The organism is Streptomyces malaysiensis subsp. malaysiensis, assembly GCF_040653035.1.
Classification (GTDB): domain Bacteria; phylum Actinomycetota; class Actinomycetes; order Streptomycetales; family Streptomycetaceae; genus Streptomyces; species Streptomyces malaysiensis.
Window position 1 is genome coordinate 87,577 of the sequence record NZ_JBEZNG010000024.1, and the last position, 17,448, is coordinate 105,024.

At 74.0% G+C, this 17,448-nt stretch carries 1 protein-coding gene; it reads right to left on the reverse strand.

The annotated features are described in order from the left end of the window. Positions 1-55 precede the first annotated feature (55 nt). Positions 56-17,404, reverse strand: coding sequence for an SDR family NAD(P)-dependent oxidoreductase (locus AB0E24_RS35730; RefSeq protein ID WP_359383452.1), 17,349 nt, complete (start codon positions 17,402-17,404; stop codon positions 56-58). Positions 17,405-17,448 lie beyond the last annotated feature (44 nt).

Genomic DNA, 17,448 nt, shown 5'->3' on the forward strand with positions numbered 1-17,448 from the left:
TTTCCCTCTCGAGGAATCCGGAAGGTCGGGTCACTTCACGCCGGCCGCGGTCACTTCAGGAGATCCCGAATTCCTTGCCGATGAAGTCGAAGAGGTCGTCGTCCGTGGCGGACTCCAGCTCCTCGGCGACTCCGGCGCCGTCTTCCGGTCCTCGGTTGTCATTCCATTGCGCGAGCAACGCCTGAAGCCGCGCGGTGATCCTGCTCCGGTCCTCGTCGTCCGGGGTGGCTCCGGCCAGGGACTTCTCCAGCCCGTCGAGCTCCGCGAGCAGCGAGGTGACCGCCGAGGCGTCGTCCGGCAGGATCTCGCCACGCAGGTACTCGACCAGTGCGTTGGGCGTCGGATAGTCGAAGACCAGCGTCGCCGGGAGCCGGACTCCGGTGGTCGCGTTCAGACGGTTGCGCAGCTCGACCGCGGTCAGCGAGTCGAAGCCGACCTCGCTGAACGAGCGGGCCGGGTCGACCGTCTCCGGGCCCGGGTAGCCGAGGACCGCCGCCACCTGGGTGCACACCAGCTCCAGCAGCACCTCCGCGCGCTCGGGGTCCGAGAGCCCGGCGAGCCGCTCCCGCAGCGCCTCCGCACCGGCCGCCGCGGCCGCCGCGGACTCGGCCGCGCGGCGGGCCGGGGCCCGCACCAGACCGCGGAAGAGCGCCGGGAGCATGCCGCTGCCCGCCTGTGCCCTGAGCGCGGCCATGTCCAGCGGCAGCGGTACGAGCAGGGGCTCGTCCGAGCCCTGCGCGGCGTCGAACAGCTCCAGGCCGCTCTCGGCCGTGAGCACACCGACCCCGCCGCGCCGGATACGGGCGATCTCGGCCTCGTCCAGCTCACCGCCCATGCCGCCGGCCACCGACCACAGCCCCCATGCGAGGGAGGTGGCGGGCAGGCCGTTGGCCCGGCGGTGCTGGGCGAGGGCGTCCAGGAAGGCGTTGGCCGCCGCGTAGTTGCCCTGGCCCGGACCGCCGAAGACGCCGGAGGCGGAGGAGAACAGGATGAACGCGGACAGGTCCGCGTCCTGGGTCAGCTCGTGGAGGTTCCACGCCGCGTGTGCCTTCGGGCGGGCCACGGTGGCCATGCGCTCGGGGGTGAGGGAGGCGATCACACCGTCGTCCAGGACGCCTGCCGTGTGGACCACGGCGGTGAGGGGGTGGTCGGTGGGGATGGTCGCCAGGGTCTCGGCGAGCGTCTTCCTGTCGGCCGCGTCGCAGGCCGCCCAGCGGGGGTCCGCGCCCAGCTCGCGTAGCTCGGTGGTGAGTTCGGCGGCGCCCGGGGCGGTTTCGCCTCGGCGGCTGAGCAGGAGGAGATGGCGTACGCCGCGCTCGGCCACCAGGTGGCGCGCGAAGAGCGCGCCCAGCGTGCCACTGGCACCGGTGACCAGGACGGTGCCCTCGGGGTCGAGCGCGGGGGTCTCCTGGTCCGTCGCCACGGTGGCCCGTGCCAGCCTTGGCGCCTTGACGGCGCCGTCGCGGACGGCCAGCTGGGGTTCGCCTGTGGCCAGGGCGGTGGCCAGGGTCTGCTGCGGGTCGTCCTTGCGGTCGGTGTCGACCAGGACGATGCGGTCCGGGTTCTCCGCCTGGGCGGAGCGGGCCAGGCCCCAGATGGCGGCTTGGGCCGGGTCGGTGGCGGGGGCGTCCGTGCCGGTGCTTACGGCTCCGGAGGTCAGCAGGACCAGGCGAGAGTCCGTGAAGCGGTCGTCGGTCAACCACTTCTGGAGGAGGTCCAGCACGTGGGTGGTGGCCTGATGCGCCGTCTCGGCGGGCGAGGAGCTTTCCCCAATCCCGCCCCTTCCCGAAACCTGGGGCAAGCCCCAGGACCCCTGGCGCCCTTCGGGCGTGTCCTCAAACGCCGGACGGGCTTGATTCGCCGCACCGGCCATGGGCTCCGCCCCTGGACCCCGGTCCTCAAGCGCCGGACGGGCTGGATTGCCCGCGACCGGGCGGGCTTCGGATGCCGCGCCGTCCACGGAAGCCTGGCGCCCTTCGGGCGTGTCCTCAATCGCCGGACGGGCTTGAATTGCGCCGTCCTCAAGCACCGGACGGGCTTGGTTTGCCAGGTCGGCCACGACGTATTCCGGGTGCCGCGTGCCGGAGGCGATCGCCTCCGCCAGCGCGTCCAGATCGGCGTAGGCCGGGAGGTCCAGGGTGTCGGGGCCCACTGCCGCCCAGCGGTTCGGGGTCACCTCGGTGGACTGGGCCGGGACCGGGGTCCAGTCCAGGCGGAAGAGGGAGTCGGACGGGGTGCCGGGGCGGGGGGTGGCCAGTTGGTCCGGGGAGATCGTGCGGAGGGCCAGGCCCTCGACCGATGCCACCGGGGCGCCCGTCGTGTCGGCCAGCTCCAGGCTCACCGTGCCCGTGGCCGTGCCACCCAGCCGCACGCGTAGGGCCGAAGCGCCCACCGCGTGCAGGGAGACTCCGGTCCAGGAGAAGGGCAGGCGGCCCTGGCCGTTGCCCTCTTCGGCCGCGCTCAGGCCCAGTGCGTGGAGCGCCGCGTCCAGCAGCGCCGGGTGGAGCCCGAACGCGCCCGCGTCGGACTTGCGGTCCTCCGGCAGGCTCACCTCGGCGAACACCTCGTCATCGCGCCGCCAGGCGGCGGTCAGGCCTTGGAAGACCGGGCCGTAGGCGAAGCCCGCCTCCGCCAGGCCCTCGTACAGGCCGTCGGTGTCGATGCGCTCCACCTCGGCGGGCGGCCAGGCGCTCAGGTCGAACGAACTCTCCACCATGCCCGCCGCCAAGGCGCCCGTGGCGTGGCGCAGCCACGGTTCATCGGCGGGGGCGCCCTCGGCGCGGGAGTGCAGGGTCAGCGCGCGGCGGCCGGTGTCGTCGGGCGCGGCGAGCGAGAGCCGCAGCTGGACGGCGCCCTGGTCGGGCACGATCAGCGGGGCTTCCAGGGTCAGTTCGTCCAGGCGGTCGCAGCCCGCGTGGTCCCCGGCGCGGAGCGCCAGTTCCACGAAGGCGGTGCCGGGCAGCAGCACCGTGCCCATCACCGCGTGGTCGGCCAGCCAGGGCTGGGTCTGGAGGGAGAGCCGTCCGGTGAAGGCGATGCCGTCCGAGTCGGGCAGTTCCACGGCGGCGCCGAGCAGCGGGTGGCCCGCCGCGTGCAGGCCGATGGCGGTGGCGTCACCGCCGACCGGCCCGGCGTCCAGCCAGAACGAGCGGCGCTGGAAGGCGTACGTCGGCAGGTCGACAAGACCGGGTCCGTACGGGGCGAACAGCGCCGTGAAGTCCACGGCCGCGCCCCGGACATGGGCGGTGCCGACCGCCGTGAGCAGCGTCTCGGCCTCCGGACGGCCGCCGCGCAGGGCGGCGGCGAAGGAGCCGCCGTCCTCGGTGACGCAGTCCTGCGCCATCGCGGTCAGCACCCCGTCCGGGCCCAGTTCGACGTAGGCGGTGACGCCCTGGGCCTCCAGGGTGCGCACACCGTCGAGGAAGCGCACGGCCTCGCGGACATGGCGCACCCAGAAGTCGGCGGTCGCGATCTCCTCTGCGGAGACCACGGCGCCGGTCAGGTTGGAGACGATCGGAATCCGTGGGGCGTCGTACATCAGCCCCTGCGCGACCTCGCGGAAGGCGTCCAGCATGCCGTCCATATGGGGCGAGTGGAACGCGTGGCTCACGGTGAGCCGCTTGGTCTTACGGCCCTCCGTCTCGAAGGCCGCCGCGACCTCCAGCGCCGCGTCCTCGTCGCCCGCGACCACGACCGAGGTCGGGCCGTTGACGGCCGCGATGCTCACGCGCTTGCCCAGCCGCGGGGTCACCTCGTCCTCGGACGCCTGGACGGCGATCATCGCGCCACCGGCGGGCAGCCGCTGCATCAACCGCCCGCGCGCGGCCACCAGCTTCGCCGCGTCGGCGAGCGAGAGCACACCGGCCACATGGGCGGCGGCCAGTTCGCCGATGGAGTGGCCGGACAGGAAGTCCGGCTTCACGCCCCAGGTCTCCACCAGCCGGAACAGCGCCACCTCGATGGCGAACAGCGCGGGCTGGGTGAATCCGGTCCGGTCCAGCTCCTCGGCGTCGTCCCCGAACACCACGGTCTTCAGCGGCCGTTCGAGGTGCGGGTCCAGCGCGTCGCAGACCGCGTCGAGCGCCTCGGCGAACGCCGGGTAGGCGTCGTAGAGCTCACGGCCCATGCCGAGCCGCTGGCTGCCCTGGCCGGTGAACAGGACGGCCAGCTTGCCGCCCTCGGCCACCGCGCCCTCGACAAGACCGGTGGCGGTGCGGCCCTCGGCGAGGGCGTCGAGACCGGCCAGGAAGCCGTCCCGGTCGGCGGCGACGAGCGTCGCCCGGTGCTCGAAGGGCACCCGGGAGGCGGCCAGGGAGTGGCCGATCCCGGCGAGGGGCAGCTCGGGGTGGTCGGCCACATGGGCGCGGAGCCGGGCCCCCTGGGCGCGCAGCGCCTCGGGGGTCTTGGCGGACAGCACCCATGGGAGAACGGGCGGCCGGGCGGCCGGGAGCGCGGGGGCCTCGGCCGGTTCGGGCTCCGGCGCCTGCTCGATGATGGTGTGCGCGTTGGTGCCGCTCATGCCGAAGGAGGAGATACCGGCCCGGCGCGGACGCCCGGTCCGAGGCCACTCCCGCGCCTCGCTCAGCAGCGACACCGCACCCGACTCCCAGTCCACATGCGGCGACGGCTCATCGATGTGCAGCGACTTCGGCAGCACACCGTGGTGCATCGCCAGCACCATCTTGATGATGCCCGCGACACCGGCGGCGGCCTGGGTGTGGCCGAAGTTCGACTTGATCGACCCCAGCCACAGCGGCTGATCCTCGGACTTCTCCCTGCCATACGTGGCCAGCAGCGCCTGCGCCTCGATCGGGTCACCCAGCGTCGTACCGGTGCCGTGCGCCTCCACCGCGTCCACCTCGGACGCCGACAGACCCGCATTCGCCAACGCCTGACGAATCACCCGCTGCTGCGACGGGCCGTTCGGCGCCGTCAGACCATTCGACGCACCATCCTGATTGACCGCCGTACCCCGCACGACCGCCAGCACCTTATGACCGTTCTTCCTCGCGTCCGACAGCCGCTCCACCAGCAGCATGCCCACGCCTTCGCCCCAGGCCGTGCCGTCGGCGCCGGCTGCGAACGGCTTGCAGCGGCCGTTCCTGGCCAGGCCGCGCTGGCGGCTGAACTCGGTGAACACATCGGGGGTGGTGATGATGGTGACGCCGCCCGCGAGCGCCATGGTGCACTCGCCACCTCGCAGCGCCTGCGCCGCCAGGTGCAGCGCCACCAGCGACGACGAACACGCCGTGTCGACCGTGACGGCCGGGCCCTCGAAGCCGAAGGTGTACGACACCCGGCCGGAGGCGATGCTGCTGGAGCCGCCGGTGCCGAGGTAGCCCTCGACGCCCTCCGGGACGGTGTGCAGCCGCGACACATAGTCGTTGTGCATCTGGCCGACGAACACGCCGACCTGCTTGCCGCGCAGCGCCCCCGGGTCCAGGCCCGCCCGCTCGAAGGACTCCCATGACGTCTCCAGCAGCAGCCGCTGCTGGGGGTCCATGGCGAGCGCCTCGCGCGGGTTGATGCCGAAGAAGGCCGGGTCGAAGTGGTGGGCGTCGTAGTAGAAGCCGCCCTCGCGGGCGTAGGAGGTGCCGGGCCGGTCCGGGTCCGGGTCGTAGAACGCCTCGAGGTCCCAGCCCCGGTCCTCCGGCAGCCGGGCGATACCGTCCCGGCCCTCGGCCAGCAGCTCCCACAGATCCTCGGGGGTGCGCACATCCCCGGGGAAGCGGCAGCTCATCGCGATGATCGCGATCGGGTCGTCCTCGTCCGTCACACTGCCCGACGGGCCTTCCGCCCGCGCGGGGACGGCCGCGGCCGCCTCGGAGCCGAGCAGCTCCTCCAGCAGATATCCGGCGAGCGCGGTCGGGCTCGGGTAGTCGAAGACCAGCGTGGCGGGCAGCCGCAGCCCGGCCGCGGCGCCGAGGCGGTTGCGGAACTCCACCGCGGTCAGCGAGTCGAAGCCGAGGTCCTTGAAGGCCCGGCTCGCCTCCACCGCGTCGGGCGAGTCATGGCCGAGCACCACGGCCACCTGGGCGCGCACCAGGTCGAGCAGGGTCCGCTCGCGTTCGGCGGCGTCCAGCCGGACCAGCCGCTCCACCAGCGAGGACCCGTCCCCGGCAGCGCCCGACTCGGCGGTGCGGCGGGTCGTACCGCCGCGCACCAGACCGCGCAGCAGCGGCGGCACCATCTCGATGGGCGCGCCCGTGAGCGGCGCCAGGTCGAGCTGCATGGGCACCAGGAACGCGTCGCCCACCTCCTGGGCGGCGTCGAACAGCGCCAGGCCCTCGGCGGAGGACAGCCCCAACACACCGGAGCGGTTCATCCGGGACTTGTCGGTGGCCTCCAGCGCACCGGTCATCCCGCTGGCCTCGGCCCACAGGCCCCAGGCCAGCGAGGTGGCGGCCAGGCCCTGGGCCTGGCGGTGGCGGGCCAGGGCGTCCAGGAAGGAGTTGGCCGCCGCGTAGTTGGCCTGCCCGGGGCCGCCGAAGGTACCGGCCGCGGAGGAGAACAGGACGAACGCGGCCAGGTCCTGGTCGCGGGTCAGCTCGTGCAGGTTCACGGCCGCGTCCACCTTGGGGCGCAGCACCTTCTCCAGCCGCTCCGGCGTCAGCGAGTCGATCACACCGTCGTCCAGCACACCGGCGGTGTGCACCACGGCGGTCAGCGGATGCCCGGCGGGGATACCGGCCAGGACGGCGGCGAGCGCGTCCCGGTCGGCCGCGTCGCAGGCGGCGATGGTGACCTCGGCGCCCAGTTCGCGCAGCTCGGCGGCGAGTTCGGCCGCGCCCGCGGCCTGCTCACCGCGCCGGCTGGTGAGCACCAGACGGCGGGCGCCGCGCTCGGTCACCGCGTGCCGGGCGACCAGGCCGCCCAGGGTGCCGGTGCCGCCGGTGATCAGCACCGTGCCGTCCGGGTTCCAGGGGGCGGGCACGGTGAGCACGACCTTGCCGATGTGGCGGGCCTGGCTGAGGTAGCGGAACGCGTCCGGGGCCTGCCGCAGATCCCACGCGGTGATCGGCAGCGCCCGCAGCGCGCCCTGCCGGAACAGCTCCAGCAGTTCGCACAGCATCTCCTGGATGCGGTCCAGGCCCGCCTCGGTCAGGTCGAACGCCTGGTAGGAGACGCCGGGGTAGGCGGCCGCGACCTCCTCGGGCGCCCGGACGTCGGTCTTGCCCATCTCGACGAACCGGCCGCCGCGCGGCAGCAGCCGCAGCGACGCGTCCACGAACTCCCGGGCCAGCGAGTCCAGCACCACATCGACGCCACGGCCACCGCTGGCCTCGCGGAACTTCTCCTCGAAGGCCAGATCGCGGGAGGAGGCGATACGGTCGTCCGCCAGCCCCAGCGAACGCAGTGTGCCCCATTTGCCCTGGCTGGCGGTGGCGTAGACGTCCACGCCCCAGTGGCGGGCCAGCTGCACGGCGGCCATGCCGACACCACCGGCGGCGGCGTGCACCAGCAGCGACTCCCCGCCCCGGAGGCCGGCCAGGTCGCGCAGCGCGTAGTAGGCCGTCATGAAGACGATCGGCACGGACGCGGCCTGGGCGAACGACCAGCCCTCGGGCATCGGCGCGATCATGCGGCGGTCCACGACCACCAGCGGGCCGAAGCCGCCCGGCAGCATGCCCATCACCCGGTCGCCGGGCGCCAGATCGGTGACCCCCGGGCCGGTTTCGAGGACGACTCCCGCGCCCTCGCTGCCCATCAGGCCCGCGTCTCCGGGGTACATGCCGAGCGCGTTGAGCACATCGCGGAAGTTCACACCGGCGGCCCGGACCGCGACCCGCACCTGCCCGGTCTCCAGCGGCGCGGCGGCCTCCGGGCTGGGCAGCAGGGTGAGGTTCTCCAGGGTGCCCTTGTCCTGGATGTCCAGCCGCCAGGCCGGTTCGCCGGGCGGCGGCACCATGGGCCCGCTTGCGGCGGTGCGGGCCAGCCGGGGGGCGTGCACGGCGCCCCGGCGCAGCACGAACTGCGGCTCACCGGAGGCGAGCGCGGCGCCCAGCACCTCGTAGGAGGAGTCGGTGCCGTCGAGGTCCACCAGCACCAGCCGGTCCGGGTTCTCCGACTGCGCCGAACGCACCAGGCCCCACACCGGAGCGTGCGGCAGGTCGTGCGTACCGGCGTCGCCCGCGGTGGCCACCGCGCCCCGGGTGACCATCACCAGCTGGGACGCCGCGAACCGGTCGTCGGCCAGCCATGCCCGGACGAGCGCCAGCGCCCGCTGGGTGGCGGTGTGGACGGCGGCGGTCACCTCGTCACCGGTGGCGCCGCGCGGGTCGAGGTAGGCCAGGACGTACGCGGGCGCGTCCCCGGCCGCGGCCAGCGCGTCCAGGTCGGCGTGGATCGTCGCGCCGGAGGTCAGCGGGTCGGGCGCGCCCTCGCCGAGCACGGTCCAGGACACGGCCGGGCTCTCGGTGGACAGCGGCACGGTGGCCCAGTCCAGCCGGTACAGCGACTCGTGGTACGCGGCGGACCGCCCCTCCGCGAGCTGTCCGGCCGAGACCGGGCGCAGCGCGAGCTGCTCGACCGAGGCCACCGGGGCACCGGTGCCGTCGGCCAGCTCCAGGGACACGCCGTCGGCACCGGCCGGGGTCAGCCGGACCCGGAGCGCGTCGGCGCCGACCGCGTGCAGCGACACTCCGCTCCAGGAGAACGGCAGCCGGCCCTGCTCATCGCCGCCCGCGCGGGCGAACGTGCTGTGCAGCGCGGCGTCCAGCAGCGCCGGGTGCAGCCCGAACGTGGCGGCGTCGGCCTTCCGGTCCTCCGGCAGCCGCACCTCGGCGAACACCTCGTCACCGCGCAGCCAGGCCGCGGTCAGCCCCTGGAACATCGGGCCGTACGCGAACCCGCCCTGCGCCAGGTGCTCGTAGAGCCCCTCGACCTCGGCGGGCTCGGCGCCCTGCGGCGGCCATGCCGTCAGATCGAACGAGGGCCGCGGGGCACCGGCCACCAGCACACCGCTGGCATGCCGGATCCACGGCATCTCGGCGGGCGCGTCCTGCGCCCGCGAGTACAGCTCCAGCGTGCGGTGTCCGGCCTGCTGCGGGGCGCCGACCACGATCTGGAGCTGGACCGCGCCACGTTCGGGCAGCACCAGCGGCGCCTCGATCGTCAGCTCGTCCAGCCGGTCGCAGCCCACCTGGTCACCGGCTCGGATGGCCAGCTCCACGAAGGCGGTGCCGGGCAGCAGCACGGTGCCCATGACGGCGTGGTCGGCCAGCCACGGGTGGCTCTCCAGGGAGAGCCTGCCGGTGAACAGGAAGCCGTCGGAGTCCGCCAGCGGCACGGCCGCGCCCAGCAGCGGATGGTCGGCCCGGTCCAGGCCCGCCGACTCCACGTCGCCCACGAAGCCCGCGGGGGACGTCAGCCAGAAGCGCCGGTGCTGGAAGGCATAGGTCGGCAGGTCCACGCGGTGGGCGCCGGTCCCGGCGAAGTACGCGGACCAGTCCGGCGTCACACCGCGGACATGCAGGGCGGCGAGGGCGGTGGCCACGGTCTCGGCCTCGGCGCGGTCCTTGCGCAGCGTGGCGGCGAAACCGGCCGCGTCGGCGTCGGACTCGGCGAGGCAGTCCTGGCCCATGGCGGACAGCACACCGTCGGGGCCGAGTTCGAGGTAGGTGGTGACGCCCTGGGCCGCCAGGGTGCGGATACCGTCCAGGAAGCGGACGGCCTCGCGGACGTGGCGCACCCAGAAGTCGGGGCTGGTGATCTCCTCGGCGGAGACGACGTTCCCGGTCAGGTTGGAGACGATCGGGATGCGCGGGGCCTCGTAGGTCAGGCCCTGCGCGACCTCGCGGAACGCCTCCAGCATTTCGTCCATGCGGGGCGAGTGGAACGCGTGGCTCACGGTGAGCCGCTTGGTCTTACGGCCCCGCGCCTCGAAGGCCGCCGCGATCTCCAGCGCCGCGTCCTCGTCACCCGCGATGACCACCGACGTCGGCCCGTTGAGCGCGGCGATCGACACCCGGTCGGTCAGCAGCGGCAGTACCTCGTCCTCCGCCGCCTGCACCGCGATCATCGCGCCACCGGCCGGAAGTGCCTGCATCAGACGGCCACGCGCGGCCACCAGCTTCGCCGCGTCCGCGAGCGAGAGCACACCCGCCACATGCGCGGCGGCCAACTCACCGATCGAATGGCCGGAGAGGAAGTCGGGCCGCAGCCCCCACGCCTCCACCAGCCGGAACAACGCCACCTCGACCGCGAACAGCGCGGGCTGGGTGAACCCGGTCTGGTCCAGCTCCTGGGCGTCGTCCCCGAACATCACGGTCTTCAGCGGCCGTTCGAGATACGCGTCCAGCTCATCGCAGACCGCGTCGAGCGCCTCGGCGAACACGGGGTAGGCGTCGTAGAGCTCACGGCCCATGCCGGGCCGCTGGCTGCCCTGCCCGGTGAACAGGAACGCCACCTTGCCGTCCGCCACAGAGCCCTGGACCAGCCCCGCGGCCGACTCGCCGCGCGCCAGCGCCTCCAGGCCCACCACCAGCGCCGCACGGTCCCCGCCGACCACGACGGCGCGGTGGTCCAGCGCGGCACGCGTGGTCGCGAGCGAGTACGCCAGGTCGGTCGGGGACAGCTCCGGCCGCCGCTCCAGATCGGCGAGCAGCCGCTCGGCCTGGGCGCGCAGCGCGTCGGCGTTCTTCCCGGACAGCGCCCACGGCAGAACGGACGGCCGGGCGGCCGGAAGCGCGGAGACCTCGGCCGGTTCCGACTCCGGCGCCTGCTCGATGATGGCGTGGGCGTTGGTGCCGCTGACGCCGAACGAGGAGATACCGGCCCGGCGCGGGCGCCCGGTCTCCGGCCACTCCCGCGCCTCGCTCAGCAGCGACACCGCGCCCGCCGCCCAGTCCACATGCGGGGACGGCTCGTCGAGGTGCAGCGACCGGGGCAGTACGCCGTGGTGCATGGCCTGCACCATCTTGATGATGCCCGCGACACCGGCGGCGGCCTGGGTGTGGCCGAAGTTCGACTTGATCGACCCCAGCCACAGCGGCTGATCCTCGGACTTCTCCCTGCCGTACGTGGCCAGCAGCGCCTGCGCCTCGATCGGGTCACCCAGCGTCGTACCGGTGCCGTGGGCCTCCACCGCGTCCACCTCGGACGCCGACAGACGCGCGTTCGCCAGCGCCTGACGAATCACCCGCTGCTGCGACGGACCGTTCGGCGCCGTCAGACCATTGGACGCACCATCCTGGTTGACCGCCGTGCCCCGCACGACCGCCAGCACCTTATGACCGTTCTTCTTCGCGTCCGACAGCCGCTCCACCAGCAGCATGCCGACACCCTCGGCCCAGCCGGTGCCGTCGGCGTCCGCCGAGAAGGACTTGCAGCGGCCGCTGGCCGACAGACCGCCCTGGCGGCTGAAGTCGATGAAGGTGTCCGGGGTGGACATGACGGTGACACCGCCCGCGAGCGCCATGGTGCACTCGCCGTTGCGCAGCGCCTGCGCCGCCAGATGCAGCGCCACCAGCGACGACGAACACGCCGTGTCGATGGTGACCGCGGGGCCCTCGAGCCCGAAGGTGTACGACACCCGGCCGGAGGCGACGCTGCCCGCCGTGCCGGTGCCGAGGTAGCCCTCCAGGCCGTCCGGCAGGGCGGTCAGCCGGGAGAGGTAGTCGTGGTACATGACGCCCGCGAAGACGCCGGTCTTGCTGCCACGCACGGTCGCCGGGTCGATCCCGGCCCGTTCGAACGCCTCCCAGGAGGTCTCCAGCAGCAGCCGCTGGTGCGGGTCCATGGCGAGGGCTTCGCGCGGGTTGATACCGAAGAAGTCGGGGTCGAACTCGCCCGCGTCGTAGAGGAATCCGCCCTCGATGGTGGCGCTGGTGCCGGTCTGCTCGGGGTCGTCGCCCAGCAGCCCCTCCAGCTGCCAGCCGCGGTCGGTCGGGAAGCCGGAGATGGCGTCCACCGAGCCGGTGACCAGCTGCCACAGCTCCTCGGGGCTGGTGACCCCGCCCGGGTAGCGGCAGCTCATGCCGACGATGGCGATGGGCTCGTCGTCGGCGACGGCCACGGTGGCGGCGGGGGCCGCGGCGGCCTCGTCCGCCTGGTCGCCGAGGATCTCGGTGCGCAGGAAGCCGGCGAGCGAGGTGGGCGTGGGGTAGTCGAAGACGAGGGTGGCCGGGAGCCGTACGCCCGTGACGGCGCCGAGGCGGTTGCGCAGCTCGACGGCGGTGAGCGAGTCGAAGCCCAGCTCCTTGAAGGCGCGCCCGGCGCCGACGGCCTCCGGGCCCGCGTAGCCGAGGACGGCGGCCACCTGACCGCAGACGATCTCCAGCAGCAGCCGGTCGCGCTCGGGGACGGACAGTCCGAGCAGCCGGTCGGCGAGCCCGCCGGGGGCCGCGCCGCCGCTCGTCTCCACCACGCGGCGGCCGGGGGCCCGCACCAGGCCGCGCAGCAGCGCGGGGACCATGGTGGCATCGGCGTGGCGCAGCGGCGCCAGGTCCAGGTGCATCGGGACGAGCGTGGGGTCGCCCACGGCGAGGGCGGTGTCCAGGAGGGCGAGGCCCTCCTCGGAGGAGAGGGCGGCCACTCCGGCGCGGCTGATGCGCTGGATGTCGGTGTCGTCCAGGTCGCCGGTCATGCCGCTGCGCTCGGCCCACAGGCCCCAGGCGAGGGCGGTGGCGGGCAGCCCCTGGGCGTGGCGCCGGTGGGCGAGGGCGTCCAGGAAGGCGTTGGCGGCCGCGTAGTTGGCCTGGCCGGGGCCGCCGAGGGTACCGGCGGCGGCGGAGAACAGCACGAACGCCGATAGATCCGGGTTGTCGCGGGTGAGCTCGTGCAGGTTCCACGCGGCGTCGACCTTGGGCGGCAGGACGCGGTCGACGCGCTCGGCGGTCAGCGAGCCGATGACACCGTCGTCCAGCACACCGGCGGTGTGCACCACGGCGGTCAGCGGATGCTCGGCCGGGATGGCGGCGAGCACCCCGGCGAGCGCGTCCCGGTCGGCCACATCGCATGCGGTGAGGGTGACCTCGGCGCCCGACTCGCGCAGTTCGGCGACGAGTTCGGCGGCGCCGTGGGCGTCGGCCCCGCGCCTGCTGAGCAGCAGCAGACGGCGTACGCCGTGTTCGGCCACCAGATGGCGGGCGACCAGCCCGCCGAGGGTGCCGGTGGCGCCGGTGACCAGGGCGGTGCCCTCGGGGTCGAGGGCGGGGGCGGTCCGGTCGGCGGAAGCGACCTTGGCCAGACGCGGTACGACCACGGTGCCGGTGCGGACCGCGAGCTGCGATTCGCCGGTGGCCAGGGCGGGGGCGAGGGCGCGGTACGAGGCGTCGTCGCCGTCGATGTCGACGAGGACGAAGCGGTCCGGGTTCTCCGACTGCGCCGAGCGCAGCAGACCCCACAGCGGGGCGTGGGCCAGGTCCTCGGTGTCGGCGTCCGCCGAGGTGGCGACGGCGCCACGGGTGGCGATGACCAGCCGGGAGCCCTCGAAGCGGGCGTCGGCGAGCCAGCTCTGGATCAGTTCAAGCGCGCGGTGCAGGGCCTCGCGCACGGCGGCCCGGACGGGAAGCCCGGTGTCATCCGCGAAGAACGGGGCGACGACGGCCTGCGGCAGCGGGGCGCCCGCGTCCAAGGCCGCGCCGAGCGCGGCCGGATCGGCGTAGCCCACGGCGGTGGGCAGGGCGGCGGCGAGCTCGGGGTGTTCGGCGCCCAGCACCGCCCACTGCCCGGCCACGACGGTGGTGGCGGCCGGGACCGGCGCGGGGGTCCACTCGACGCGGAACAGCGCCTCGTGGAAGGCGCCGCGCGCGGCGTGCACCTGGTCGGGCGAGACGGGGCGCAGCAGCAGGGAGTCGACGGAGGCGACGGGCGCGCCGCTCTCGTCGGTCACCAGTACGGCCACCGCGTCCTGACCGGCGGGCGAGAGCCGGACGCGCAGGGTGGCGGCGCCCACGGCGTGGAGCCGGACGCCGCTCCAGGAGAAGGGGAGGCGGCCGTGTTCGGTGTCCTCCAGGAGGGAGCCGATGCCCACGGCGTGCAGGGCCGCGTCCAGCAGCGCCGGGTGCAGCCCGAACAGCTCGGCCTCGGCGCGGGCGCTCTCGGGCAGCCGCACCTCGGCGTACACCTGGTCTCCGTGCTGCCAGGCGCCCTGGAGGCCCTGGAAGACCGGGCCGTAGGCGAATCCGGTCTCGGCGAGCCAGTCGTAGAGGCCGTCCACGGGGACCTCGGTGGCACCGGCCGGGGGCCATGCGGTGAGGTTCTCGTCCGGGGTGGTGGCGCCGCCCGCGAGCACACCGGTGGCGTGGCGGGTCCATTCGCCCTCGCCCCAGCTGCCGTCGGCGGCGTCCTCCAGGCGCGAGTGCAGGGTCAGCGAGCGGCGGCCGGTCTCATCCGGGGCGCCCACGGACACCTGGAGCTGCACGCCGCCCTGCGGGGGCAGCACCAGCGGGGCTTCGAGGGTGAGCTCCTCCAGGACGTCCGCGCCGACGTGGTCACCGGCGCGGATGGCCAGTTCGACGAAGGCGGTGCCGGGCAGCAGCACGGTGTCCATGACGGCGTGGTCGGCCAGCCACGGGTGGGTCTGGAGGGACAGCCGGCCGGTGAAGAGGAATCCGGCGCCGTCGGCGAGCGACACGGCGGCGCCGAGCAGCGGATGGTCGGCGGAGCCGAGCCCGGCGGCGGTGACATCGCCGGTCCACGGGCCGGGCGGCTCGGGCCAGAACAGCTCGCGCTGGAAGGCGTAGGTGGGCAGTTCGACGCGGTGGGCGCCGGAGCCCTCGAAGACGGCGGCCCAGTCGACGGCCACCCCGTGGACATGGGCGCGGGCGAGCGCACCGGCCAGCGCGGTGGCCTCGGGGCGGTCGCCGCGCAGTACGGGCACGAACACGGCGCCGTCGGAGGTGACGCAGTCCTGCGCCATGGCGGAGAGCACCCCGTCGGGGCCCAGCTCCACATACGTGGCGACGTCGTACTCCTCGAGCCGGCGGATGCCGTCGGTGAAGCGGACCGCCTCGCGCACATGGCGCACCCAGTAGTCGGGCGAGCAGATCTCGTCGGCGGAGACGGATCCGCCGGTGAGGTTGGAGATGATGGGGATGACCGGCGGGGCGTAGGTGACCTGCCGCGCGACCTCGCGGAAGGCGTCCAGCATGCCGTCCATGCGCGGGGAGTGGAACGCATGGCTCACGGTGAGCCGCTTGGTCTTGCGGTCCCGCGCCCGGAACGACTCCGCGATCGCGACAGCGGCGTCCTCGTCACCGGCGATGACCACCGACGTCGGGCCGTTGAGGGCGGCGATCGACACCCGCTCGGTGAGCAGCGGCGCCACCTCGTCCTCGGACGCCTGGATGGCGATCATCGCGCCACCGGTGGGCAGTTCCTCCATCAGCCGGCCGCGCGCGGCCACCAGCTTCGCCGCGTCGGCGAGCGAGAGGACGCCCGCCACATGCGCGGCGGCCAGTTCCCCGATGGAGTGGCCGACGAGGAAGTCGGGCTTGACACCCCACGTCTCCAGCAGCCGGAACAGCGCCACTTCGAGGGCGAACAGCGCGGGCTGGGTGTGGCCGGTGCGGTCCAGCTGTGCGCTGTCGTCGCCGAACATCACCTCGCGCAGCGGCCGCTGGAGGTGCTGGTCGAGCTCGGCGCACACCTCGTCCAGGGCGCGGGCGAAGGCCGGGACGGCCGCGTACAGTTCACGCCCCATCCCGGCCCGCTGGCTGCCCTGGCCGGTGAAGAGGAACGCGAGCTTGCCCTCGGCCACCTCGCCCCGGACGACACTCCCGGCGGGGGCGTCCTCGGCGAGTTCGGCCAGGCCGCGCAGCAGTTCCTCGCGGCCGCCCTCGCCCGCGAGCACCACGGCACGGTGGTCCAGCGCGGCGCGGGTGGTGGCCAGCGAGTGGGCCAGGTCGGTCAGGCCGAGGTCCGGGTCGCCCTGGACCCGGGCGGTGAGCCGCTCGGCCTGGGCGCGCAGCGCCGGTGCGCTCTGCGCGGACACCAGCACCGGCACCAGACCGCCGATGCCGGACCACCGCGAGGGCGTGGCGTCGCCGCCCGCGGCCCGCGGTTCGCGGTCCTCGGCGGGGGCCTGCTCGATGACGGTGTGCGCGTTCGTGCCGCTCACGCCGAAGGAGGAGATGCCCGCGCGGCGCGGCTGACCGGTCTCCGGCCACGGGGTGTTCTCGGTGAGCAGGGAGACGGCGCCCGCGTCCCAGTCCACGTCCCGGGAGGGAGCGTCGACATGCAGGGTCCTGGGCAGCACCCCGTGCTCGATGGCCTTGACCATCTTGATGATTCCGGCGACACCGGCGGCGGCCTGGGTGTGCCCGAAGTTGGACTTGATCGAGCCGAGCCACAGCGGGCGGCCGTCGGGCCGGTTCTGCCCGTACGTGGCGAGCAGGGCCTGCGCCTCGATCGGGTCACCGAGGCTGGTGCCGGTGCCGTGCGCCTCGACGGCGTCCACCTGGGCCGGGGTGAGCCGGGCGTCGGTGAGCGCCTGGCGGATGACGCGCTGCTGGGACGGGCCGTTGGGCGCGGTCAGACCGTTGGAGGCGCCGTCCTGGTTGATCGCGCTGCCACGCACGATGGCCAGCACGTTGTGGCCGTGTCGACGGGCGTCCGACAGCCGCTCGACGAGCAGCATGCCGACGCCCTCGCCCCAGCCGGTGCCGTCCGCGCCGTCCGCGAACGCCTTGCAGCGGCCGTCGGGCGCCAGACCGCGCTGGCGGCTGAAGTTGATGAACGCGCGCGGGCTGTTCATCACCGTGACACCGCCGGTGAGCGCCAGCGAGCACTCGCCGTTGCGCAGCGACTGGATGGCCAGGTGCAGTGCCACCAGCGACGCCGAGCACGCGGTGTCGACGGTGAGCGCCGGGCCCTCCAGGCCGAAGGTGTAGGAGATCCGGCCGGAGATGACGCTGGCGGCGTTGCCGGTGAGCAGGTACTGCTCGACGCCCTGCGGCAGCGTGTGCATCAGCTCCGGGTAGTCCTGGCCGTTGGTGCCGACGAAGACACCGGCCTTGCTGCCGCGGAGCGTGGCCGGGTCGATCCCGGCCCGCTCGAACGCCTCCCAGGAGGTCTCCAGCAGCAGCCGCTGCTGCGGGTCCATGCCGAGGGTCTCGCGCGGGCTGATCCCGAAGAACGCCGCGTCGAACTCGCCCGCGCCGTCGAGGAACCCGCCCTTGTCGGTGTAGCTGGTGCCCTGCTCGTCGGGGTCGTCCGCGAAGAGCGACTCGACGTCCCAGCCACGGTCCGTGGGGAAGTCCGCGATGGCGTCGCCGCCCGCGGCCACGAGCTCCCACAGCTCCTCCGGAGACGTGACGCCTCCGGGGAACCGGCAGCTCATGCCGACGATCGCGATCGGCTCAGGCTCCTGCGACTCGACCTCGCGAAGACGCTGCCGCGTCTGGTGCAGATCGGCAGTTACCCGCTTGAGGTAGTCGAGGATCTTGTCCTGATCCGACATTGGAGTCTCACCCATGCTTCTCGTCACAAACCTTGCGCCCGCGG

What these genes read in the sequence shown, in the direction of transcription:
- AB0E24_RS35730 (WP_359383452.1), bottom strand. Translation starts at nt 17,404, where the DNA reads ATGTCGGATCAGGACAAGATCCTCGACTACCTCAAGCGGGTAACTGCC.